This is a genomic window from Halorubellus sp. JP-L1, from assembly GCF_011440375.1.
Lineage (GTDB): Archaea > Halobacteriota > Halobacteria > Halobacteriales > Natrialbaceae > Halorubellus.
On sequence record NZ_JAAOIR010000002.1, the window covers coordinates 111,437 to 135,372 of the forward strand.

Below are 23,936 nucleotides of genomic sequence, written 5' to 3' on the forward strand. Positions count from 1 at the left end.
TCGATGCACCGCCGAATTCTCGTGACGGCGCTACTCGCCGTCTCGGTGTCGGCGCTTCTCGTCCCGACCGGCGGATTCAGTTCGACGTCGATGGACCGCGGGGTCGCGATCTCGGTCGCCGACCACGAGGACGCCGTCGTCGCCATCTGGGACCCCGGCGGTCCCTCGGCGGAACCGCCGCGGAACCCCGGCGAGAAACCCGTCCGGTCCGCGGACGACGACGTGACCGTCCTCGTCGTACAGAACCGCTTCCCCGACCACACGCTCGACGTTCGCCTGACCGACCGCGCGGGTAGCGCCGTCGACGTCAGCGGGGGCGTCGCCGACGTTCGACCGGGAGCGGTCGTTGACGTCACCACTGCCGTCGACTGCAACGGCGTCCGGGGCCGCGTCACCGTCCCGCTCGAACTGACCGTGGTCTCAGCGGACGGCGCGGTCGCCGGCACCGTCGACTACACTGCGAGCGTCGTCTGCGCCGGCCAGCCGAGCGACGCCAGCGCCTCGGGGAACGCGACTGCTTCGGGGAACGCGACTGCTTCGGGGAACGCGACGGCCTCGGGGAACGCAACGGCGACGAACGCCACCCGATCGAGCGTACCGTAGCGTCCAGCGTACGAGGGTCACGCCCGCTTGCCACACTCGTTCTCGCCGTCGGTCCCGGGACGTCTGGATCCCGCATCGACCGGGCTTCGTCAGTCGCAGCACCGACTCTCGTCGCACCGTCCGCGGTCGCCGAACCGTCCGCGGTCGCTGCACCGGCAGCGTTCGCTGCACCGTTCGCGGTCGCTGCACCCACCGCGACCCGTCGCTCCGGACGCGCGGACAGCGACCGATCGGCAACCGCGCTGTCGACGCGCAGTTCACACCTCGACCAATCCCGCGACGCCTCTACCGGTCTACGAGAATCAGCCGGAAGATACTGCCTACGCCATCGAATGACGCCATTCCGCGACCAAATGCGCCCCCTGCACGTCCACTGGCTCCCCCAGCGGACCCCTCAGTCGGTTCATGTAAACGTGGGTACGGGTCCCGGGGTATAGCAAGCGCGTCACCGACTCGACGCTCGGGGGACCCGGGGGGACGTCGGCGACGCGCGACGACCAGGTGACACAACCATGGAACGACGCAAGTTCATGATCGGTGTCGGATCGCTCGCCGCAGGCTCTGCGGCTGCAATGGGAACCGGTGCGTTCAACTTCGCGAACGTCGAGCGCGGAATGAGCGTCGACGTCACGGACGACGGCAGCGCGTTCCTCTCGCTTCAAGACACGAGCCCCTACGCGGATGGCTCCGGGAACCAGCTGGGGCTCACGTTCGACGACGACGCGGGCGTGGGCGGCACGGGTGTCAACGAGAACTCGGACTACTCGTTCACCGGCGTCTTCGGGATTCGGAACCGTGGTTCGCAGTCCGTCGGCGTCTGGATCAACGACAACGACTCGAGCGACGCCGTCGAGTTCTACGGTGCTGGCAGCAGCAACAATACGGACTTCAGCACGTCCATCGAAGGATCCGGGAACGCGTACGCGATCGATCCCGGCGAGACCGTCTACGTCAACGTCGTCATCCTCCTGCGGAACAACGACTACTCGGACCTGCCGGACACGATCAACGTCGTGGCCGACGCCTCCGCAGGGAACTGATCGCGGGACCATCCACCACTTCCAACAATGAGACGGCGTCGCTTCGTAACTGCTCTCGGCTCGCTTGCCGGCGCGAGTAGCCTCGCGATCGGCTCCGGGGCGTTCAACTTCGCGAACGTCGAGCGGAGCGTCTCCGTCGCGGTGGCGGACGACCGCAACGCGTTCCTGAAGCTCACCCAGCGCGGGAGCGGCGAACGCTCGGACGTCGACGGCGTCCCTGACACGATCGACTTCGCCATCCCCGGCGAGGACGAAGACGAGTACCCGTCCGGCAACCCGACCGACCCCGAGGGCCTCGGCGAGGACTCGATCTACCGGTTCGGCGAGGACGCTGGCCACGACGAGACCGGACTGTTCGGCGTCACCAACCAGGGGACCGACCCCGTCGAGGTGTACAGCACTCAGGCGCCGCCGACTACCGACGTCCCGAGGGTCACGATGTACGACGTCGAGTCCGGCGACCTGTTGACCGAGAGCAGCCCGTCCGACCCGCTGGGGGTCGGCGAACAGTTGCTCTGTGGCATCGAACTCGACACGCACGGCGTCGACGCCCGATCCGACGCGTACGAGCTGTCGCTCGTCATCAACGCCCGCGTTCCGGGCAACAGCTAGCGAGGAGAGGGAGCTCTCGCGTCGCGTTCCGTCGTGCGTCTTCCACCCGAACGAGAAGGTCTCGCCTTCGAGGCCGTATTCGGCCAATACATACGGTGATACGTCGGGATTGTTGCTTTCGATGGACGCGAAGCGACTGGTGGCCTGGAGCGTCGAGGCGGTCGCCGTCGTCGTCCTCCTCTCGCTCGTCGTCGGCGGGATCGTCGGCCAGCCGGTGCTGCTCGGATACGTTGAGACGGGGAGCATGAGTCCGACGCTCGACGCCGGCGACGGGTTCGTCGCGGTCCCGCAGGCGATAGCGGGGTCGGTCGACGAGGGCGACGTCGTGACGTTCCGCGCGAAGGAACTCCACGGCGGCGGGCTGACGACGCACCGCGTCGTCGAGGAGACCCCGCGTGGGTACGTGACGAGGGGGGACGCGAACCCGTTCACGGACCAGGACGGCGCGGAGCCGCTCGTGAAGGAGCCACAGGTCGTCGCGCAGGCTCTCCAGGTGAACGGGCGAGTCGTCGCGATCCCGCACCTCGGGACGGCGGTCGAGACTGCGAGCGCCGCCGTCGGCGCCGTGCAGGCGTGGATCGCGCGCCTGACCGGGTCGGAGTCGCTGCTCGGGACGCAGGGCGTCGCGTACCTCGTGTTCGCAGCGAGCGCGCTCGTGTACGCGTTCGACGTCTTCGTCGGCGGCGGCTCCGGGCGGTCCGTCGGGCGGTCGAGGGCGCGCGGGGACGGCGTCAGCGCTCGCCTCGTCGTACTCGCGCTCGTCGCGGTCGTCGTCGCGTCAGCGACCGCGGCGATGGTCGTCCCCAGCGGCGTCCACGAGCACGGCGTCGTGAGCGCGGAGACGGACGGACCCGGCCCGGGCGTGATTCCCGCCGGCGAGCGCGAGAACGCGACGGTCGCGCTCGGGAACGGCGGGTTCGTCCCGACGCACGTCTTCCTCGAGCCGGCGTCGGAGGGGGTGTCGGTGACGCCCGAGCGAACGACGCTGGACGCGCGCTCGCAGACGAACGCCACGGTCATCTTCGCGGCACCGCCGGAGACGGGCTACTATCGGCGGTACGTCGCCGAGTACCGCTACCTCGCGGTGTTGCCGCGGTCGACGGTCGCGACGATGCACGCGGTCCACCCCTGGCTTCCCGTCGTCGTCGTCGACGCGCTGCTCGGCGCGTCGTTCTACGCGCTCGCCAGCGCGCTCGTCGGACGCGGCCGCGTCCGGTCGCAGTCGCGGGACGCGCCGACGAACGCAACGCGACTGCTGAACCGACTGACCTGAACCGATTGACCCGAACCGATTGACCCGAACCGACTGACCCGAATCGAATCATGATCTCGAACGTCGACGTCGTCCGGTGGTCGAACGCATGAACGAGCGAATACTCCGCGCGAGAGCCGTGCTGTCGTCGCACGCGACCGTCGTGGTCGTCGCGTTGCTGGCCGTCGCGGCCGTCGGTGGCGTGCTCGCGTACGACGCACACGCCGATCCCGGTACCAGAGCGGTCGAGCGCTCGGTCGACGAGTGGCGTCTCGACGGACAGTTCCAGCACGGCGCGCGCGTCACCGCGACCGGTGCGGGCACGCCGTTCGAGCCGAACTCGACCGTGGAGAACCGCGAGGTGTACTTCGAGCGCGTGATGCCCGTGCTCTCCGGGGAGTTCGTGCTCGCGTACGACGGGACCGGTCCCGTGCGACTCCACCTCGACCGGCGGTTCGTCGTCGAGAGCGTCGCGTCCGACGCCGGGAGCGACGCGGAGACGGTGTACTGGCGACGGAACCGGTCGCTGGGGTCGGCGACGACGTCGGTCGCTCCCGGCGAGCGCGCGACCGCGGCGTTCGCGGTGAACGTCAGCGACGCCCATCGCGAGGCGCGGAACGTGAGCGAGCGCCTGGAGTCGCCCGGCGAGATCCGGACGCGGATCGTCGTCGACGTCGAGGCGTCGCGGGGGAGCGAGGGAGCGCCGAACCGGACGGTCTCGTTCGCGCTGCCGATCGAGTCCGAGCGCGGCGTCTACCGCGTCGGCGACGGCTCGGGGACCGAACGGTTCAATCGAACGGAGACGGCGACGGTCCCCGCGGAGCCGGGGCCGCTCCGGTCGACCGTCGGCCCGCTCGCGCTCCTCGTGGGACTCGCCGGCGTCGTCGGCGTCGGTCTCGCACGCCGCCGCGGCCACCTCGAGCTCTCGACGGTCGAGCGCGAGTGGCTCCGGTATCGAACCCGCGTCGCGGAGTACGACGAGTGGATCAGCGAGGGACGCGTCCCGGACGACGCACTCGACCGGCCGGCGGTCGTCCTCGACGCGCTCGACGCGCTCGTCGACGTCGCGATCGATACCGACGAGCGCGTCCTCCACGACGTCGACCGGGGCTCGTATCACGTCCTCGACGACGACGTCCGGTACGTCTACGAGACGCCAGAGCGTCCGTGGCCGGACACCGATGCCGAGGCGGCCAGCGACGCCGACCAGGCCGTCGACGACGCGCTCGCGTCCGGGGATGGATCGACGGGGGAGATTTCGGCCGTGGACGACGTCGACTCGGCTGCCCTGCCCTTCGGCGACGAGGACGCACGAGACCCCGACGCGGTCCTCGACGACGGCATCCCAGGCGTCGACGTGATGGCTGTCGAAGAGAACGATTCGGGCGCAGACGCGGAGGAACCCACCGTCGCGGACGGCGAGGAGACCGCCGCCGTGGACGGCGAGGACTGACGCCCCGCCGGTCGCGCAGGCGGTTCAGTAACCCCTTTAGGCGACGGCGGGGAAGCGGTGGGTATGTTCCTGACACTCCGGTCGGCGGTCGAGGACGCGCTCGCGGGGGCGCTCGCGGACCTCGGCTATCCGACCGACGACCTCGGCATCGAGGAACCGCCGGAAGACGTCGACGCCGTGCTCGCCTCGAGCGTCGCGTTCCGACTGGCGAGCGAAGCCGGCGCGCCGCCGCCGCAGGTCGCCGCGGAGGTCGCGGAGGCCATCGACGTCGACGCCATCGAGTACGTGTCGGCGGTGACGACGCAGGGCCCGTACGTGAACTTCGTGCCGAGCGACGCGTACGACGCGGCGACGCTCTCGGCCGGCCAGGACGACGAGTACGGGCGGCTCGAGGACACCGGCGAGTCCGTGGTCGTCGAGCACACGAGCGCGAACCCGAGCGGCCCCATCCACGTCGGGCGCGCACGCAACCCGATCCTCGGTGACGCGGTCGCGAACGTCCTCGACTTCGCGGGCCACGACGTCTCCCGCCACTACTACGTGAACGACGCGGGCCGCCAGATGGCGGTGTTCACGTGGGCGTACGAGACGTTCGACGAGGCAGACCTCGACTCGGAGCCCGAGCGCGACCGCATCGAGTACGACCTCGTCCGGTACTACCGGAAGGGGAACGCGTTCCTCGAAGAGGGCCCCGAGGACGCCGTCGAGGAAGCCGAGGCGGAGGTCGCGGCGATCATGCAGGGACTGGACGACGGCGACGAAGCCACGCACGAGCGCGTCACCGAGGTCGTCGACCAGATGCTCGACGGGATGACCGAGTGCCTCGCGCGCTTGCCCGCGGAGTTCGACGAGTTCGTGAAGGAGACGCAGTTCACGTTCGACGGGAGCGTCGACGACGTCGTCGCCGAACTCAAGGAGATGGAGGAGGCGGTGTACGAGGAGGACGCCTGGCAACTGGACCTCTCCGCGCACGGGATCGAGAAGAACTTCGTGTTCCTGCGTAGCGACGGCACGAGCCTGTACGCGACCCGGGACCTCGCGCACCACGAGTGGAAGTTCGAGAACTACGACCGCGCGGTCACGGTGCTGGGCGAGGATCACGCGCTCCAGGCCGACCAGCTCACGACCACGCTCGACCTCCTGGGGAACGACGTCTCCCAGCTCGAGCAAGTCGTGTACTCGTACGTGAACCTCCCCGGTGGCGCGTCGATGTCGACGCGCGCCGGCACCGGCATCGACCTCGACGACCTGCTGGACGAGGCGATCGAGCGCGCCCGCGGCGAGGTCGAGGACCGCATGGGCGACCGCATCCGCGGCGACGGACTCACCGAGGCCGACGTCGACCGCATCGCGCGCCAGGTCGGGATCGGCGCGGTCCGCTACGACATCGTCTCGAAGCAGCCGACGAAGGCGATCACGTTCGAGTTCGAGCGCGCGCTCGACTTCGAGGCCCAGAGCGCGCCGTACGTCCAGTACGTCCACGCTCGCGCCTGCGGCATCCTCGACGAGGTCGACGACGTCCCCGAGTTCGACGCGAGCGCGCTCGAACGCGAGGAAGCGCGCGACCTCGTCCGAACGATCGCGCGGTTCCCGGCGGTCGTCGAGGAGGCCGCCGAGTCGCTCGAACCGCACGTCGTCGCGACGTACACGCGCGAGTTCGCGGAGGCGTTCAACGCCTTCTACCGCGAGTGCCCGGTGCTCAGCGAGGACGACCCGGAGACGCGCGCCGCCCGCGTCGCGCTCGTCGCCGCCTCGCGTCACACCGTCGCGAACGCGCTCGGTCTACTCGGCGTCGCCGCACCGGACTCGATGTAGTCGACGGTCGCCTCGTCGCTCTTCACCCTTTACTCGACGCTCGTGCTGTGCGTCCGACGGTCGCCTCGTCGAGCAACCGCTAGAACGGGACCGGTGCGATGACGCCCGATGCCCCACCTACGAGGTCGCCGCCGACGAAGTAGACGGCGGCGGCGCCGACGCCGATGACGAGCACCAGGAAGAGGAGTATCCACGAGAGCGGAATCGAGTTGTCGTCTGCCATGTCTACTCATTGCAACGTCAGATGCCATAGACGTTTCCGTTCGCTACCTCCGGCGCGCGTGGCGAGTGGTCGCGACCTCGCTCGCGTCTCGTCGGAGTCAGCCGTCGAGGAACTCGGGCGTCGAGGAAATCAGGCGTCGTCGGGCCGCCCGCCGTCGGTGGCCGCGTCCGACGACGTCGCGATGCGTTCCGCGAGCGCGCTCTCGACGCGGTCGTCGTCCGCGTTCTCCGGTTCGTAGTCCGCTTCCGCGTCCGGGATGTCGACGCCGTCGTCGCCGTCGACCTCGCTGATCGCGCTCGACACGTCGTCCGCGGACGCCGCGTCGCTCGCGTCCACGGCGTCGTCCGCCGAGGCGTCCGCGTCGGCGGGCGTGGATTCGCCGCCGTCGTCCGCCTTCGCGCCGAAGCGCGGGTGGTCGTCGTCGTCGGCCTGCCCGAGCAGTCGCGCGGCTAGGTAGCGGTACGCGCGCGCCGCCGGCGACTTCGGCTCGTGGACGACCAGCGGCGTCCCCGCGTGCACGCTCTCGCGGACCTTCGGGTCCTCCGGCACCGCCACCAGGAGCTCGCTCCCGATCTGCTCTGTGACGTCCTCGGGCGACACGGGGTCCTCGGGTCGCGTCCGCGTCACGACGACGCCACCGACGCTCCCGCCGGCGCGCCCGACGAGGTCCACGGTCTTCTTCGCGTCCTGGACCGCCGCCGGCTCCGTCGTCGACACCAGGAGCGTCGCGTCCGCGAGCCCGAGCGGGAGCACCGTCTCGTGACTGACGCCCGCGCCCACGTCGAGGAGGACGTAGTCGAAGCGCTCGCGGAGGTCCGCCACCACCGACGTGAGTTCCTCCGTGGCGACGTCCGCGTACCCCGAGAGCTCCACGCCGCTGGGGATCGCCCAGATGCCGTTCGCGAGCTCGTACGTCGCCTGCTCGACGGTCGCGGTCCCACCGAGGACGTCGTGCAGCGACGTGCCGTCGGCGTCCAGACTCACGAACCCGGCGAGGTTCGCCATGCCGAGGTCCACGTCGACGATGACGACGCGATTGCCGACGCCAGCCAGTGCCGTGCCCAGGTTCACCGTCGTCGTCGTCTTCCCGACGCCACCCTTCCCACTCGCGATGGCGTACACCGTCTCCTGACTCATTACGAGTCGATACAGTGCTGGCGGAGTAATAAATGGTGGTTCGCGTGCTCGTGGAATGAGAGCACGACGTGTGGGTCGCGGTATCGGGGCCCGTCGACCGCGGGCGGGGTCGGGGGATCGTCGCGGTGACGTTCGTTCACTCCATTCAGGAGCGTTCAGTCGACGCCCACTCGTGCTCGTTCACGCTCGTTCAGACCGTTCAGAACTGCGAAGAACCGGTTCAGAGGCCTTGAAACGGTCGAACGGAGTGCAACGGCTTGCCCCCTTCAAGTATCCAGGTGGCCTCTACTCGAGTGCAACGAACCATGAAATCGACGCAACTACTCGCGGCCGTCCTCGCCGTGCTCCTCGTGGGCGCGGGAGCGGTCGCGGCCACGCCCGCCGCATCGACGCAGGGACAGACGATCGTCGACGACGACCCCGCCGCGAACGAATCCGACGGCGCGGGCGCGAGCGATAGCGCGCCCGCAGACGGTCACGCTGACGACGACCGCGCCGACGACGACGCGGCGAACGACTCCGACGACGACGCGGCGTCCGCGGCCGCCGGCGCAGCAGCCGACGCTCGCGCCGATGCGGCAGCGGACCGCTCGCTCCCCGAGCAGGCCAGCGACACCGCCAAGACCGTCCAGTCCACGATCGCCGACTGGTTCGGCGCGAACGAGAGCGAGCGCGACGGCGACTCCCTCGGCGACGCCATCTCCTCCGTGATCGGCGGCGACGAGGAGGCGTCCGCGAACGCGAGCGCGGACGCAGACGCTGAAGCGAGCGCGAATGCCAGCGACGACGAGGAAGCGTCCGCGAACGCGGACGCGGGCGCTAGCGTCGACGCCGGTGCGAATGCCGGTGCAGGCGGTAGCGTCGACGCCGGTGCAGGCGGTAGCGTCGACGCCGGTGCGAACGCGAGCGCGACCGGCCAGCAGCAGGCCAGCGAGAACGCGAACGAGAACGGCGTCGTGAACGCCGTCGTCTCGTTCTTCACGAGCGGCGACGCGGACGCGTGACGACCGACGACTCGCGCGACGCGCTCGGAATCGAACCGTAACTGGACTTCTTTCTTCGCGAACGCCACTCCCGACCCGATTGCGACAGCGCCCGCGTAGACGGCCGCGAGCGGGGCCGTGCGACCGTCTCGCGGACAAGGAACAGTTACTTACGCGCAGGTCGGTGATTTATACCCAATGAGTCAGCAAAGCGAGGAGGAACAGTCCGACCGGAAGAAGTACGAGTTCCAGAAGGTCATCGAGGACCTCCAGTCCCACGAGGGATCAGGGACACAGCTCGTCACCATCTACGTTCCGGAGGACAGACGCATCTCCGACGTCGTCGCGCACATCACGCAGGAGCACAGCGAAGCGTCGAACATCAAGTCCAAGCAGACCCGGACGGCGGTCCAGGACGCTCTCTCCTCTCTCAAGGCGCGCCTGAAGTACTACGACACGCCGCCGGAGAACGGGATGGTGCTGTTCTCGGGCGCGATCGACTCTGGCGGCGGCCAGACGGACATGAAGACCGAAGTGCTGGAGTCGCCGCCCCAGCCCGTCGAGTCGTTCCGCTATCACTGCGACAGCGAGTTCCTCACCGAGCCTCTGGAGCACATGCTCGCGGACAAGGGCCTGTACGGGCTCGTCGTGCTCGACCGACGGGAGGCGAACGTCGGATGGCTTCGCGGGAAGCGCGTCGAGCCCGTGAAGTCAGCGAGTTCGCTCGTCCCCGGGAAACAGCGCAAGGGCGGCCAGTCCGCCCAGCGGTTCGCACGCCTCCGCCTGGAAGCGATCGACAACTTCTACCAGGAGGTCGCGGAGATGGCGAACGAGCTGTTCGTCCCGAAGCGCCACGAACTCGACGGCGTGCTCGTCGGCGGCCCCTCGCCGACGAAGGACGAGTTCCTCGACGGCGACTACCTCCACCACGAACTCCAGGATTCAGTGCTCGGGAAGTTCGACGTCGCGTACACGGACGAGTCCGGGCTCTACGACCTCGTCGACGCCGCGGACGAGGTGCTCGCGGACGCGGAGATCATGGAGGACAAGGAGCTCATGCAGCGGTTCTTCAAGCAACTCCACGACGGGAACAAGGCGACGTACGGGTTCGAGCCGACGCGCCAGAACCTCGTCATGGGCTCCGTCGAATCCCTCCTCATCAGCGAGGACCTCCGGCAGGACGTCGCGATCTACGACTGCGGGGACGTCGAGGAGTACGAAACGTTCGACGCCCGCAAGAGCCCGCCGAGTCACGAGTGCGAGGACGGCACGGAAGCGGAACTCGAGGAGCGCGATGACGTCATCGAGTTCCTGATGGGGATCGCCGACCAGCGCGGCACCGACACGAAGTTCATCTCCACGGACTTCGAGAAAGGCGAACAGCTCCTGAACGCGTTCGGCGGCATCGCCGGCTTGCTCCGGTACGAAACCGGCGTCTGAGACCGCCGCGATAGTCGAACGTCTCGACGCTGACGCACTCGCAGACCCCCAGGTTGCGCCGACGTCACTCCATCAACTGCTCGAGCTGGTGGCGGCGTCGACCGATCGCGACCCGCGGCTGGAGCGACGACTCGCCCTCCAGGTCCTCGAGGACGAGCATCGCGTCCACGCCGTCCGCGGCCAGCTCCTCGACGAGCGTCTCGATGTTCGACCGATTCAACGCGAGCGACGACAGCATCCCCACCACGAGCGCCATCCGCACGCCGTTCGTCCCGCTCGGGAACGACTCCACGACGTCCTCGAACCGCACCTCCTCGGCAGCCTGCGCGTTCGCCGGATCCGCTGCCGACACCGTCAGGCACTGCGTGCAGATCGTCGCCGCGTCACCGGGCGCGTACTCGCGCAGGTCCTCGGGCACCTCGAACGCGGTCACGTCACCACGACACTCTGAGCATTGCATAACCCACCCGACACGCCCGACCGCCTAAAAACTACTCGCGTTCGACTGGGAACCCTCGCGGCGATTCGCGCCGTCATCGCTCACCGAGAGGCGGGAACAGTCGGGGGTGCCCCCGACTATCGTCCTCCGGGGCCGTCGTGCGCCCCCGTGTCACCGCCGTCGAAGCCCGGAGGACGTCGTTTCCCGCGATCCTCGTGGAGGAACACGAGGCCGCCGCCAATGTCGCTCGCGACCGTGAACCCGCGAGCGTCGACGGCCGTCCAGAACGACGACCCGTCGGGGTCGTACTCGTAGGTCTTCTCTGGATTGGTGGGGTCAGTGACGTCGTAGACGCGCGCACCGGCGTCGTACCACGACGTGTAGAGTCGATTCGCCGTCACGTCGAAGTTGTGCGACGTATCGGGGAAGATGCCGTCGTTGCGGTCTTCGGCCTCGATGGTCGCGACCTGGCGGGGGTCGTCGAAGTCGGTGACGTCGAACACGCTGATGCCGCCGGATTCGCCGGCGTACGTCTCCGCCCCGATGTAGACGTGGTCGCCGTCGGGCGACGGCTGGACGTAGTGCGCGTTCCCGGGCGAGCCGAAGACTCGCGCCCAGGGATCGCCGTCCATGCCCATGTCGGCGTTCTCCGTCTGACCGAACCAGCTCACTTCTACCGGGTCGGTGGGGTCGCTCACGTCGAGGACGCGACAGCCGGCGTCCCAGTACGCCAGGTAGGCGTAGTCGCCCTGCGCGTACACGTCGTGAACGAAGTTCGTCACCGAGTCGAGTTCGGGGTGGACGTCCTCGAGCACCCACCGGGAGAGTTCGGTGGGGTCGGTGGGGTCGCTCACGTCCACGATGATGAGCGCGCTCTCGTCGAACGGCGCTTCCTTGCAGACGTAGAGGACGTCGTCGACGAGGTGGGCGTTGTGGACGCCCTCGGGAAGCACCTGGAACGTGCTCAGGTACTGCGGGCTGGTGGGGTCGCTGACGTCGTAGAGGTGCGTCCCGATCTGTGCGTCGGGGTCTACGTCCGGTTCCTCGCCCGGACCGTGGTCGTGTTCGGCGCCCTGCGTGCTGACCGCGAGCAGGTCGCCGTCGACCTTCACGTCCGCGATGCCGGTCCCGGGCGCGTGCCAGTCCCCGACGAGTTCGGGCCGGTTCGGGTTCCGCCAGTCGACGACCGCGAAGCCGTCGCCCGTGGCGACGTACGCCCACGTCTTCTCTGTGACGACCTCCTGGGCGCCGTCGACGGCGACTTCGCTGAACAGGCGGAGGGTGTCGTCCTTCCCGCGGCCGTTGCCGTTGTCATTGCCGTTCCCCGGTGGGCTAGCGCTCGCCAGCCCGGAGAGGCCGCCGGCCGCGAGCAGCCCGGTCGTCTTGAGTGCTGTTCGTCTCGTGTAGTTCGCAGAGTCGTCCATTATTCTGATTCATCGAAAGGGGTGGTTGGCGAACGATGCGGGTGGCTCGCGTCGCTTACTTCATTCCCGGCGAGTCCGGGCGACCGGAGCCGTCGAAGCCGGGCGACCCCGCCCGACCGCGGTCCTTGTGGAGGAACACGAGGCCGCCGCCGATGTCGGCGCCGACGGTGAAGCTACGGGCGGCCTCCGCGCCCCAGAACGACGTGTCGTCGGTGTGGTAGCCGGAAATCGTCTCGGGATTCGACGGGTCGGTGACGTCGTGGACCGTCACGCCGCCGTCGTACCACGACGCGTGCAGGCGGTTCGCGGTGACGTCGAAGTTGTGCGACGTGCGGAACCCGTCGACGTCCGGCGGGTCGATCCGCGCGAGTTCCTGCGGGTCGTCGTAGTCCGAGACGTCGAAGATCTTGATACCGCCGTAGTCGTCGTTGTCCGGGTTCTCGACGAAGTTACCGGGGAACGTCTCTGCGCCGACGTACACCAGGTCGCCGCCGGGCGACGGCTGGACGTAGTGCGCGTTCCCGGGTGCCGTGAGATAGCGTTCGGCCGTGTAGCCGTCGGCGTCCGCCCCGGGGGCCTCCCCGAACTGCGTAACTAGCTGCGGGTCGGTGGGGTCGCTCACGTCGGCGACGACCGTCCCGGCGTCCCAGAACGCCTGGTAGAGCAGGTCGTCCTGCACGTAGACGTCGTGGCAGGGGTTGACGCCGCCCGTGGCGAACTCGGGGAAGTCGTCCTTGAGCCGGTACTCGCCGACGACCTCCGGGTCGCTGGGGTCGTTCACGTCGACGATGGTCGTTCGCGCTTCGCTGAACGCGGCGTCGCCGGACTCGTTGACCGTGAGGTACGCGTAGCCGTCCGCGAGGAAGTTGTTGTGGATGTGGTGGCCGACGTCCACGAACCCGATCTCGGTCGGGTCGGTGGGGTCGCTCACGTCGACGAGCGTGATGCCCGGGCCGCCGTTGCTCGCGAGACTGACGAGGTCGCCCTCGACTTTTGCGTCGAGGATGCCTCCCGCGGGGGCGTCGGCGGTCATCGACCCGACGAGTTCGGGCCGGTTCGGGTTCTGCCAGTCGACGACGCCGAGACCGTCGCCGGTCGCGACGTACGCGTACGTCCCCTGCGTGGAGACCTCTGCAGTGCCGCCGACGGCGACCTCGCTGAAGAGACGGAGGGAGTCGTCCGTCCCGCGGCCGTTGCCGTTCCCTGGCGGACTGGCGCTCCCGACGCCCGCGACTCCGGCAAGACCGAGCGCGCCAGTCGCCTTCAGGAACTCGCGTCTCTCGGGCAGCCGCATCGTCACTTCCCACCCTTGCCGCCGTTGCCGCCGTTGCCGCCCTTCGCGGCGGCGGGCGTGACCTTGAACACGTAGATCCCGGTCTGCATGTCGCTGGTCACGACGAGGTCGCGCTCCTCGCTGTAGTTCGCGCCCCACGCCATCGGGGCCTCGCCGACGAAGCCGGCGCCGTCTGCCTGGTCGGCCATGTCGTCGGTCGCGTACCGGTCGGTCGGCGTCGGGTCGGTCGGGTCGGAGATGTCGTAGACGACCGTTCCTTCGTGGTAGTCGCCGCTGACGAGCAGCGAGTTGTTCCCTTTCGAGATGACCTGGTGGTTGTGGGTCGTCCAGTCGAACGCGTCCAGTGGGTCGTCCATCACCTGTGCGTTCGGCGAGTACGTGAAGCCCACGTGCTCGGGGTCGGCGACGGATCCGTCGCCCCAGCCGATGTCGAAGATGTGCTTGCCGCCAGGGTATCCGAACCCGATCTCGTCGCCGACGACGACGAGGTCGCGGTCGGGGTCGTGGCTCGCGTAGTGACAACTGGAGAATCCGGGTTCGCCGTTCTCGAGGCGCTCCTCGGAGTAGTCCGGTAGTCCCTCGTAGCTGAACTTGCCGGCCACGGTCGGCGAGAGCGGGTCGCTGATGTCCATCGCGACGTAGCCGTCGAAGCCGCCGCCGATGAACGCGCAGTGGAGGAGGTCGCGCTCGGTGTCGACGACCATGTCGTGGCAGTCGCCGTGCGGTTCGGGGCTGACGACGTCGCCGCCGGTGACGTCGGTCGGGTCGCTGGTGTCCCAGACGCCGACGCCGTCGTGTTCGGTCGTGTAGAGCACGTCGCCCTCGGGGTGTGCTTCGACGTTGTGCGTCGATCCCGCAGGGATGCGCGACGCCTTGACGGGGTCCTCGACCGTGCCCTCGTCGTAGCCGTAGTCGATGACGTCGACGCCGTTCGGCGGTTCGCCGTCGCCACCGCCACCTTCTCGGCTGCGGTAGTAGAGGCCGTCGCGACGGTCGAACTGGACGTCGGCGTGCCGGACGCCCTCCGACGGCGTCGGGAACTCGTGGACTTCCGTGGGGTCCCGCGGATTCCCGATGTCGACGAGGAACGAGCCGCCCGGTCCGGCGTAACTCCCGAGGAGAGCGTACTGTCCGTCCGCGCGGACGTCCTCCTCCGCGTAGCCGCCCGCCGGATCCGACAGGAGAGAGTGACCCATCTTCCTGATCCGACCCTTCTTCGGTTGTTCGCTCGCGGTTACCGTACCTATGCCACTGACCACTGTCGTGCTGCCCAGTACCTTGAGCAGCGTGCGCCGTGTCGATTGCATGGGGCGATCCGGTCAGCGCTTCGCAACCATGTGGTATTGTAAATTTGGTTCTAACCCCGTCTAAACGGCATGAAACATCGTTATACTTATTAGAAATCACCACTGGATACAGCTAGGGGTATCTAACTCGATCCAAGAAAACGCGTTCTCGAAGCGTATCACGCCAGACGCTGTGAACAGTTCCCTCCTGGCGGCAAACGATGTTTTTCTTCCACCGAACTGAAGCGAAAACTATCTATTGTCCTCGAACATACATCAGTTGGTAACGACGAGGACGAAACTCGTAGCCGTTCGCTCGCGAACTAACTCACGCTCGACCGAACGCCAATCCTCACAACCCGACTCACGCTCGACGAACCGTCGACACTCGCCAACTCGACCCCTCGACACGCACCAGCGTCGACCGCCGCTCACCGACCACGATAGAAGAGAGCCCGTCCGTCAGTCGTCGGCCTCGACGGCCACCTGTTCCGCCTCCGCCGCCTCCTCTTCGGCCTTCTCCTCCGCCTCCTTCTTGTCCTTGATCTTCTGATGCTCCATCGCTTCCGGGCTAAGAAAACTCTAAAGGGGCTTCAGAACGATAGTCAGATATGGCTCATCGCGACGACCCGCGCCTCCGATATGACGAGGAACTCGATCGGTTGGAGCGGGTCACCGGCGACGGAGAGCCCGAAAACGTCGACGGCCCCGGGCAGCTCCGCGGTGACGTCTCAGAAGCCGACGCTGCCGCCATTCGCGAAGTCCTCGACGCGCTCGATCCGGAACAACCTGCGAAGGTGTTCCAGGCGAACGGGCAGGGAACCGAGACGAAGGAGTACAAGACGCTCGCGAACTACACTGCGCGGCTTCGGCTGGCCGCGACGGAACTCGACGGTGAACTCCTGGGCCAGACAACGGACTCGATCAATCAGCTCATGGGCGACATGGCGAGCGGTGACGCCGAAATTGCGCCCGACAAAGGATACACCAGCGGAACGGTCGGGCAGTATCAGTCCGCACTCAAGGCGCTCTACCGCTATCACGACGATCACGATGTCGATCCCGAGGAGATCCCCGTGTTCGCGCCAGAGGATACGTCGGTCGACGAGCGCGACATGTTCACCGTCGACGAAGTGCAAGCGATGCGGGACGCGACCGAGAGCCCACGAGAACGGTGCCTGTTCGAACTGCTGGCGTACACGGGACAGCGCATCCGAGCGATCCAGACGCTCCGCATCAAGGACATCGATCTGGACGATGGCGTGTTGTATCTGAACGAGAACGTGGATGGAATGAAGGGCGCGAAAGGGAAGCGTCCACTGCTCGGTGCCGATGCGTACGTCAGGCGATGGCTCGACTACCACCCGACGAAGGAACCGGACGACTACCTGATCACGCCGAAGGCGACTGGTGGGGGCGAACCAGGGGGTATGATCACGCAGGACACCATCAGGTACCACCTCAAGAAGATCGCGGACAAGGCCGACGTCGAGAAGGACGTCCACCCCCACATCTTCCGTCACTACTTCACCACCATCGCGAAGCGCGACTACGACCTGGACGACGCCTACATCAAACACCTTCGCGGAGACTCCCCCGGTTCGAACGTTATGGAAACCACGTATCGCCACCTATCCGATGCTGACGCAGTAGAACACGCCGACGCGAAGTTCGAAGGACGCGAACCCGAGAAGAACAGCGCTCTGACACCAGAAACGTGTCCAACCTGTGGAGAGATCCTCGAACCGAACGCGAAGGCATGTTCTATCTGCGGTACCGTGTTCACTCCGGACGCGAAGAGCGCAAAGGAGCAGATTAAAAACACCGTTCAGGATGCAAAGGACGAGGCCGAAACGCTGGACGAACACAAGGACCTTGATCGGCTGGAGCGACTGGTGGACGAAAATCCCGAACTACTCGATGTACTCGAAGGCCTGGTGGAAGACTAATCTTCGATTGGGTTTTGTTGAAATTCTCGCTGAGAAATATAGCGAGTGGGGTTGATGTCCCAAGCCGAAATAAGGTCGCGGCGAACGGGCTCTTCGCGATTCAATTTCACTCCTCTAATTGACAACCCCGTCAATCGCTACTTCAACCCCACTCTCCAACATTCGAACAAACTCCTCATACGACTGTACATCTGCCGCCGTCGGGAGTTCGATTAATGATAGCGGGAACTGGCCAGCGACCCACGATTGGGAGGCATTCTGCCCCCTACAATCGGGGTATATTAACAAGCCTGGTGCGTCACGAGAAAGCATGTACGACGTCATCTGGTAGAAATCAGGATTTCCTGGGAGATCGGTTTTCCATTTCGCGTCACCGACAAACCGCACTGTATCGGTTTCATCGTATACCGTCACGTCGGGTTTGAGTTGTACTTCGTGTTTGCCACTAGTGAGGAGCGAGGTGGTCTGTTCCTGGGGTTCAACCCGCCAGCCCTCGAACTCCGAGACCACATCCTGGGTCGCTCGTTCGACGGCGTTCTCGAACACCGTATTCATGTTCACGAGCATGGCAAAGGCTGCACTCGTCCCGGCCTCGAGCTCGCCGATGAACGCATTCCCGATCACTAACTCGGCGAGACGCAGGATGTCCTCGTAGTACCCGGACAGTCTAGTGAGTTGGATGCTCTCGAGCTCCTGGCGTGTGACCGGTGTCAGCGACACCCGTCGTCGGAGTATCTGTTGGTGCTGCCGCAGTGCGCGCGTAATCGACGGGTCTGACACGAGCCCAAGTAAGATGGATGCCGCATAGAGAATCGCCTGGTTCGCTGCGATATCGTGTGTCAGCTCGTCATACGTACATTCGAAGGCCGTTGGTGTGGGTGGCTGTCGCTGGAGTTGCTGCTGAAGATTGAGCTGGCCGCGCAGGTGTTCTTCGGCGCCACTCCTTCGTCGATAGTCCGTGTGGAGCCCCCGATTCAACACACGACGCAGCTCCGATTCGTACAATGCGCCGAGCGCGTCGAGAAAGGTTTCACCACGACGGAATGCTGTCTGTGAGTCGAACGTTGCCGCGGTCGTGTCGTGCGCATACCGAAGCAAGTACAGGAGATTCGTCCCTGCGGCTTCCGGTCGAATTTGAACCGTTGGCCCGTCTCGAAGCGAGACGACGCCGACGTACTGCGTCGCGGTCAGAATGGCGTCCCCGTCCCGGTTATACGTGAGCTTGATGCGGTCGCCTTCTCGATCTTCGCCTGCATTCACCTCTTGTTCGAGCATCTCTGCAGCCGCCTTGCTCAGCTCGAACGGTACCGAGGACTCGTACTCGCCCAACTCGATGTCGGCGTCGAACTCGCCGTCCGTGAACAGGGAGGGCGCAGTCATCACTCCTCGGCGCCGACCGACGCGGCATCGAACTCCTCAACAAACGGTTCCAGTGCAGCCGCCAGCTGTGTCTTGTCGAACGCTCGAATCTGTTGGCGCTCCCAATCGAATACCTCCGACCCACCTCTACCGAAGAGTACGTCCTGGATTCGCCCGTACTGCCCGAAGAAGTACTCCTCGACGAGTGGCAGAACCTCAAACTGCCAGATGTCGACGATGTCCTGCTCTGTCTCGATGTCGAAGAAATACGAGTGCCCAATCTGCTTTCCACGACCTAGATCCGGCTCCGAACGAATCCGGCTATTGAGTTGGTGAACCGCAATTATCGACTGCGCGAGAAGCTGGTCGTCTGCACCAGCCGTCCGGGCGGTCGTTGCAACATCAGCCCACGACCCGAGGTCGTACTCCTCGCGGAGCAGCCGCAACCGTGGTGGGAAAGAAAGGAACGTAAAGCGACGCCGGAGTGCAGCGTCGACCAGGGCGATCGAGCGATCGGCCGTGTTCATCGTCCCGATCAAATAAAGGTTCGGTGGGATCGTGAATCGATCCCCCGAGTGGGCCAACGAAATGGCCGTTTCGTTTGCACCGGCCAACCGTTTGTCTGCTTCGAGGGCGGTGATTAGTTCGCCAAAAATCTGCGCGAGATTCCCTCGGTTGATCTCGTCGATGAGAAGGATGTATCGCGGGGCCTCTTCACCCTCCTCACTGGCGTAGTAGTCTTGGCGCGCGTGTTCAGCAAACTCTAGGAAGACCCCTGCCTCTTCGTCGTACGTCACAACTCCCTCCTCGTCCGTGCCGACGCTCAGGCCTTCGACGAAATCCTCGTACGTGAATGATGGGTGGAACGTGACGGTCTCGAACTGGCCAGTATGGGGGTCGACGCCGGGCTGCTCGTTGAGCCACCAGTGTGCGAACTGTTTGGCGGTGTAGGTCTTGCCAGTCCCCGGCGGCCCATAGAAGACCATTTGCCCGGAATCCTGCAGTTGGCGGGCGATGTCGCTAGCTTGGTCTGGTGGGTTGCTCGAGGCAAGCGGCTCACCTTCCGGCGTCGCCGAGAGCTCGCGCTCAGGCGTCTTGACGGAATAATTCTCTTCAAGAATCGTCTTGGCCTTCACGTGGTTCATATTGGCCGATAGGCCAACTGCGGACTGCAGTTCCCGGAACAAGACGAAAAAGAGCACTTCGCCAGGCCTCGCCTGGTTGATATCTCCGACACCCAGCTCGCGAGCCGCTTGGTCGAACGTGTTGGCGTAATCGGTATATATCGCCTGGAGCATCTCACAGTGGTGGACCTCCCGGAGGGTGAGTTTAGCCTCCGGCTGGACGCTTTTGAGCGAGTCTGTGAACTGCTCGACCAGCTTCTCAGTCATCGCGGTTTGGAACCAGCCGCGATTATACTGAGTAAAGGGCAGTCGGGTCCGGATGTCCACAACCGCCCCACTGACCGAGTCATACGACTCTGCTGGGGAGGGTGCCTCGATCGTCCACCACCACTCGCGAGCGTGATCCACAATGGCTGGCGCTTCGGCGATCAAGACGTACCGCAGTGGCGTTGGGACGGCAGTGAAGTACGCCCCTTGCGCGAGTTCGAAATTTTTGTCATAAAACAGACCATCATGGGTGTCATAGATGCGCTCGAATTCGCCTTGGTAGTCGCTGTTTTGCAGTAGATCTCCGTCGATGTCGAGTGGATTCTCGAACGCACGGTAGTTGGCCAACGGGAGGAAATACCCGTTACCACGGGCATTCGCGTCCCAGGAGTCGTCTGGAGGTCCCTCGAAATCCGTCTGGAGTGTTGAGGCAACCCGCGAGATGCCACGGAGCTCCCGCGTGTCTTTGAGCACGTGTAACACGATGTCTCCGAGATTGGGGTCGCGAAGGGTGCTGTAGATGTCTGCCCCATTACTGGCCTCACTGCGGGAGAACACGGCCGTCCCGAGCTCGAGATCGCCACCCGGCTGTTTGTACGGCTTATCCTCGAGTGAGGTGACCTCGATGTAGACGTCCGGCTCGACGCGGGCGGTGGTAAGCATCGACTCGATGGAGCCGTATTCGTCGACTAGTCCGCTGGTTGTCTCCGGGCCGCATACCCGGGTTCGCGTCAGGGCTTCATCACCGATGTCCAGGGCGTCATGAAGCTGGAAGCTCTGGAGCTCGATGGGAATCGGCACATCAATCCACAGTAACGTGCCGATGGTGTGGTCGGACGTGTCTAGGCTGGCGCCGGCCTGCCGGAGTGCCTGCTTTGTGGCACTGGTCGCAACCTCGCTATTGTGGGTTACATCTAGCACCTGTGCTGCGTCGGTGTATTGATTGGCCCCCGTGTAGAACAGGACATAATCCCCAGCCTCGATGGCGCGTCCGTCGATGTGGTCGGCTGCTGGGACCGGGTATCCGTGGACCATTCGATCGTCGCCTGGTGGGTCGGCGGTGTCGAGCTGAGTCCGGTCGAGCCCCCGTTGCACTACCTCTGAGAAGATCGTCTGTTCGGCCGGACTGACCACAGACGCAAGAACGAGGCCGGGCGGCGTACTCATTGCAGTAAGTCTGGGACAGTAGTGATATAAAAATGAGGCATCCGGCACCGGAGTTACAGCACTACCGGAAGCCCGAGCTGTCGCAGGTCAATCCAAGGGCACTGCGGTACTGATGAAACCCCCTCCGTCAGCCACGGTTTTACGCGACAGAGCCGGGTGAGTAGTATCTCGAGGGAGCTAAACCGATTTCATCGCTCACTTTTTGCTGAGGCAATCCGAGCGTTTTCTTTGTGCAGAACTGCATATGTGAAAATATAAAACGCAAGCAACAGTGCCTCAGCATTCGCCTCTTCATCACTGAGTAATCGGCCGTGCGCGATCTCATTGCGCCGCTCACGAACTAACTGCATCACATTTTGGAGATCGCCACTAAACACTTCATCGAATAAGATCTTCAGCCGGAGTGGCTTCCAGTCTCCACCCGTCGGTCTGTACATCCACCGTTTTGAATCGTCGTCAGGCGGTTGCCGAAATTCGACGGGTCCGACGTGTTCCTCGATATAATCTTGCAGCACACCTTCGAACTGCGCAGCCACGCCACCGAGGAATGACCAGTATCGTTGATCTCCAAAGACATCCATAAGCTCTGTTATTGGGCGAGTTCGAGTTTCGAATAGGCCTACGGTCTGGTATGTCTCCTCAAGCTTTTGGATCATGGAGTCATCGACTAAGTCGATCGCCTCCGGTTCAGTGTCCAAGCCATTCGTAAGAATTTGATGCAGTTGTTCAATTTCTGCTTCATATCCCCGTACCGTTCGGAGTGGTGACACCGCATCATACGTCGCAGCAACTGCTGGCTGATGTTCGCCAGCTACAGCGTCAATAATCACTGATCGGGCTGATTCCTTGTGCTCGGGCGAATTATACGGGTGTAAGCGCTCTAATTGTGCCGCCTCCCGATCTGATAGGTCGAGCAAGCAAATGGGGAGTTTCCTCAGCGGCTCCATTTGGATCCGAATCGCTTCTGTGTCTCTCGCCATTCTTGGAAACCGACTCTCATTGAGCAGTTGGTATAATGGAGAATTCAGAATTGTTTGGAGTCGCTCTGGAGGAATCTCGTCACTACAGGCTATCCCCCGGAGATTGTTACTAAAGAGGACTGGCCGGAGCTCTGGGTCAATTCGATACCACGTAAGATCTCGGGAAACCTCGTGTGCGACCAAATCGGGGTTCTCTAATGAGCAACTTCTGGGCAGGACTCCGCGTGTGGACTGTCTATCATCGCGGAATTCAGTTTGTACGTATTCTGCAGCAGCGGAGTCGACCGACGCTAGTGCGTCAGCGACTGCGGCTCGGTCGGATGGATCCAGGTCGTGTGATTCAATGAACTCCCGTAGATCGAATAAGTAGTGGCTCACCTGATCTCGTTTGATGATTGTACGCTCCTCAGGGAGTGTCTTAATCACTGGAGTGAAAAACTGGTCACTAATCGCTGAAGCGGCTCGCTCGTCTGGGTCGAAATAGAACGTCCGGTTGTCCCCAGTCGTCATTCCGATCGCGATGTGTTCCGTGACCGCTTCGAGTGTGGGAAACTGCCCCCCAAAGAACGGCGCTGCACCTGGTGACCTACTCAGTGTTTGAAGTACGGTTGTCTCAACGTTGGCTGCTACAAGTGCTGCAGCAACAGACTCGACTGACTCGGCCGATTCGGGATTAAACAGTGCCCCAAGGGCACGGTCTGGGTCATCGAACGAGCTAATCTTCACTACCCCGATCGACTCAGCAGCAGGTGCTCGCTCAACACACAATATTGTCGGCTCTGTCCCCATCGTCGTGAACTCAGTATCTGGAACACTGACGATCCGTGTGATCTGAACGTCATCGGGAATGACTTGCTCTCGGATTCGCCTGATACTGCGAGCGGGTATGATGAAGCAGCCACGGCCACCGGGAGCAAGTAGTTGGCATCCGGCGGCGATGAAATTCTCCTCAATCCGTGAATGAGGAAGTGAATTGGGAGCGGCTTCTGTCAATTGATGCGTTCTCCCAACAGGAGGGTGCGCAAAGATACAATCAAATCGCTCTGGATCCTGTTCCGGCAAAGTCTCAGTGAGTGTGCTGTTCAGGCGAAGCTCAGACTCACTCTGATCAACTAATTCGAATACGTCCTGGCGACGGACATGATCAGGTGGGACACCATGCGGTGTGGTCCGAGCAGCAGTTAACGCACAGGCAATTCCGTTTGTATCGATTGCCCATGCATTGGTAGGGTTAGCAATGCTATCGACAGCAGCTGAAAACAAGTCACCTGCGCCACAACCGATGTCCAGAATCGACTCTCGATCACCAGCTGTCGCCCACTGGGCAGCCACCGATGCAACCGACTCAGGCGTGTAGTATGCACCCAGATTCGCGTTGGCGATTGATTGGAGAACCGTCGCAATACTCGATTGTTCATCAGCAGTGAGGAACTCGAGTGATACTGGCGTGGTCTCTAGCTGTCCCTCGTAGAGTTTGTATATGATTGTGGTGAGCCGTGCTGAGTCAATAGTCCCTATCTCAGTAGGCAGATATGAGAGATCAAATTCTCGAAATTCTCTTTCAAACACGAGCACAGTGCCTTCGACAGGGGCGATGACAAACTCTGTGGCCTGGAATTCGTGCTCAAGCTGTTGCCACTCGGTTGGGTGGGTCGTTGTCTGCTCAACAGGACTCACTGGGAGGTCGTGAACAACCACCGCCGAGTGGTCTCCATCAATTGCCACCACCCCATCGGCAACGGTGGAAACATGCGTGATCGACGAGAGTTGACGTAAACCGTTTTTCAGATTCTGGAGTGTCACGATACACCTCACTCAAACTGGATTGGAATCAACCTTTCCCATCAACAGAGAGCAAGCTCCCTCGAACAGGACAATCTATAAGTTGTCGTCGTACTGCATTAGTGCTATTCGTATGTCCACGCTCCGATCACTCCAGCTGGTTGTTCTCCCATGAGTATTGACCCGAGTCAGCTCCAGCCGGGGACGGTCATCCGGAATCGCAATCGCTTGTGGCGGGTTGATTCAATCGATGGGCAGGAGGTAACGGCCACTTCGCTCGAGGGCCCCAACTCCAAACACCGCTTCT

General features: G+C 64.2%; 18 protein-coding genes. 9 read left to right on the forward strand and 9 right to left on the reverse strand.

From position 1 onward, the window contains the following. Positions 1 to 3: 3 nt before the first annotated feature. The 6 genes from G9C85_RS09200 (at position 4) to argS (ending at position 6,775) form a co-directional block, all read left to right on the forward strand. Complete coding sequence (locus tag G9C85_RS09200; protein WP_166039022.1) at positions 4 to 603, forward strand: hypothetical protein; 600 nt, start codon at positions 4 to 6, stop codon at positions 601 to 603. 512 nt (positions 604 to 1,115) lie between these two features. Further along, positions 1,116 to 1,643: a DUF1102 domain-containing protein gene (locus tag G9C85_RS09205; protein WP_166039219.1), complete on the forward strand. Its 528-nt coding sequence runs from the start codon at positions 1,116 to 1,118 to the stop codon at positions 1,641 to 1,643. A 27-nt stretch (positions 1,644 to 1,670) separates the two neighbouring features. Continuing rightward, positions 1,671 to 2,255: a hypothetical protein gene (locus G9C85_RS09210; protein WP_166039221.1), complete on the forward strand. Its 585-nt coding sequence runs from the start codon at positions 1,671 to 1,673 to the stop codon at positions 2,253 to 2,255. 121 nt (positions 2,256 to 2,376) lie between these two features. After that, a complete protein-coding gene (locus tag G9C85_RS09215; protein WP_166039223.1) occupies positions 2,377 to 3,528 on the forward strand; it encodes a signal peptidase I in 1,152 nt (383 codons plus the stop codon). A gap of 88 nt (positions 3,529 to 3,616) precedes the next feature. Next, positions 3,617 to 4,960, forward strand: a complete 1,344-nt coding sequence (locus G9C85_RS09220) for a DUF5305 domain-containing protein (protein WP_166039225.1) — start codon at positions 3,617 to 3,619, stop codon at positions 4,958 to 4,960. A 63-nt stretch (positions 4,961 to 5,023) separates the two neighbouring features. Then, on the forward strand, positions 5,024 to 6,775 hold the full coding sequence (gene argS, locus G9C85_RS09225; RefSeq protein ID WP_166039227.1) for an arginine--tRNA ligase: 1,752 nt from the start codon (positions 5,024 to 5,026) through the stop codon (positions 6,773 to 6,775). Positions 6,776 to 6,854: 79 nt separating this feature from the next. Here the strand turns inward: argS and G9C85_RS09230 are convergent, their stop codons facing one another. Together G9C85_RS09230 and minD are read right to left on the reverse strand one after the other, a co-directional pair. After that, positions 6,855 to 6,998 (reverse strand): hypothetical protein, encoded by a 144-nt coding sequence (locus tag G9C85_RS09230; protein ID WP_166039229.1) that lies wholly within the window; start codon positions 6,996 to 6,998, stop codon positions 6,855 to 6,857. 129 nt (positions 6,999 to 7,127) lie between these two features. Beyond that, the gene (gene minD, locus G9C85_RS09235; protein ID WP_166039231.1) at positions 7,128 to 8,135 is read right to left on the reverse strand and encodes a cell division ATPase MinD; all 1,008 of its coding nucleotides are present in this window, start codon (positions 8,133 to 8,135) and stop codon (positions 7,128 to 7,130) included. A 305-nt stretch (positions 8,136 to 8,440) separates the two neighbouring features. On the opposite strand from minD, the gene G9C85_RS09240 reads away from it, so the two are divergent. Both G9C85_RS09240 and prf1 read left to right on the forward strand, forming a co-directional pair. After that, complete coding sequence (locus tag G9C85_RS09240) at positions 8,441 to 9,139, forward strand: hypothetical protein (protein WP_166039233.1); 699 nt, start codon at positions 8,441 to 8,443, stop codon at positions 9,137 to 9,139. 177 nt (positions 9,140 to 9,316) lie between these two features. Next, complete coding sequence (gene prf1, locus G9C85_RS09245; protein ID WP_166039235.1) at positions 9,317 to 10,558, forward strand: peptide chain release factor aRF-1; 1,242 nt, start codon at positions 9,317 to 9,319, stop codon at positions 10,556 to 10,558. Positions 10,559 to 10,622: 64 nt separating this feature from the next. On the opposite strand, the gene G9C85_RS09250 is transcribed toward prf1, so the two are convergent. The 4 genes from G9C85_RS09250 to G9C85_RS09265 form a co-directional block, all read right to left on the reverse strand. Further along, a complete protein-coding gene (locus G9C85_RS09250) occupies positions 10,623 to 11,018 on the reverse strand; it encodes a DUF6276 family protein (protein WP_166039237.1) in 396 nt (131 codons plus the stop codon). 116 nt (positions 11,019 to 11,134) lie between these two features. Further along, positions 11,135 to 12,421: an LVIVD repeat-containing protein gene (locus G9C85_RS09255; protein WP_166039238.1), complete on the reverse strand. Its 1,287-nt coding sequence runs from the start codon at positions 12,419 to 12,421 to the stop codon at positions 11,135 to 11,137. A gap of 55 nt (positions 12,422 to 12,476) precedes the next feature. Then, on the reverse strand, positions 12,477 to 13,715 hold the full coding sequence (locus G9C85_RS09260; RefSeq protein WP_166039240.1) for an LVIVD repeat-containing protein: 1,239 nt from the start codon (positions 13,713 to 13,715) through the stop codon (positions 12,477 to 12,479). A gap of 2 nt (positions 13,716 to 13,717) precedes the next feature. Next, entirely contained in the window at positions 13,718 to 14,911 is a 1,194-nt protein-coding gene (locus G9C85_RS09265; protein ID WP_166039242.1) for an LVIVD repeat-containing protein, read from the reverse strand. Positions 14,912 to 15,612: 701 nt separating this feature from the next. Between G9C85_RS09265 and G9C85_RS09270 the strand changes: the two genes are divergently transcribed. After that, a complete protein-coding gene (locus tag G9C85_RS09270; protein WP_166039250.1) occupies positions 15,613 to 16,950 on the forward strand; it encodes a tyrosine-type recombinase/integrase in 1,338 nt (445 codons plus the stop codon). 114 nt (positions 16,951 to 17,064) lie between these two features. Here G9C85_RS09270 and G9C85_RS09275 read toward each other — a convergent pair whose 3' ends face one another. The 3 genes from G9C85_RS09275 to G9C85_RS09285 all read right to left on the reverse strand — a co-directional run bounded on the left by G9C85_RS09275 (position 17,065) and on the right by G9C85_RS09285 (position 23,650). Beyond that, on the reverse strand, positions 17,065 to 18,330 hold the full coding sequence (locus G9C85_RS09275) for an McrC family protein (RefSeq protein ID WP_166039253.1): 1,266 nt from the start codon (positions 18,328 to 18,330) through the stop codon (positions 17,065 to 17,067). After that, on the reverse strand, positions 18,330 to 20,867 hold the full coding sequence (locus tag G9C85_RS09280; protein WP_166039255.1) for an McrB family protein: 2,538 nt from the start codon (positions 20,865 to 20,867) through the stop codon (positions 18,330 to 18,332). Before G9C85_RS09280 ends, G9C85_RS09275 begins: the two co-directional genes overlap by 1 nt. Positions 20,868 to 21,055: 188 nt before the next feature. Beyond that, positions 21,056 to 23,650: a class I SAM-dependent methyltransferase gene (locus tag G9C85_RS09285; protein ID WP_166039257.1), complete on the reverse strand. Its 2,595-nt coding sequence runs from the start codon at positions 23,648 to 23,650 to the stop codon at positions 21,056 to 21,058. Positions 23,651 to 23,936 lie beyond the last annotated feature (286 nt).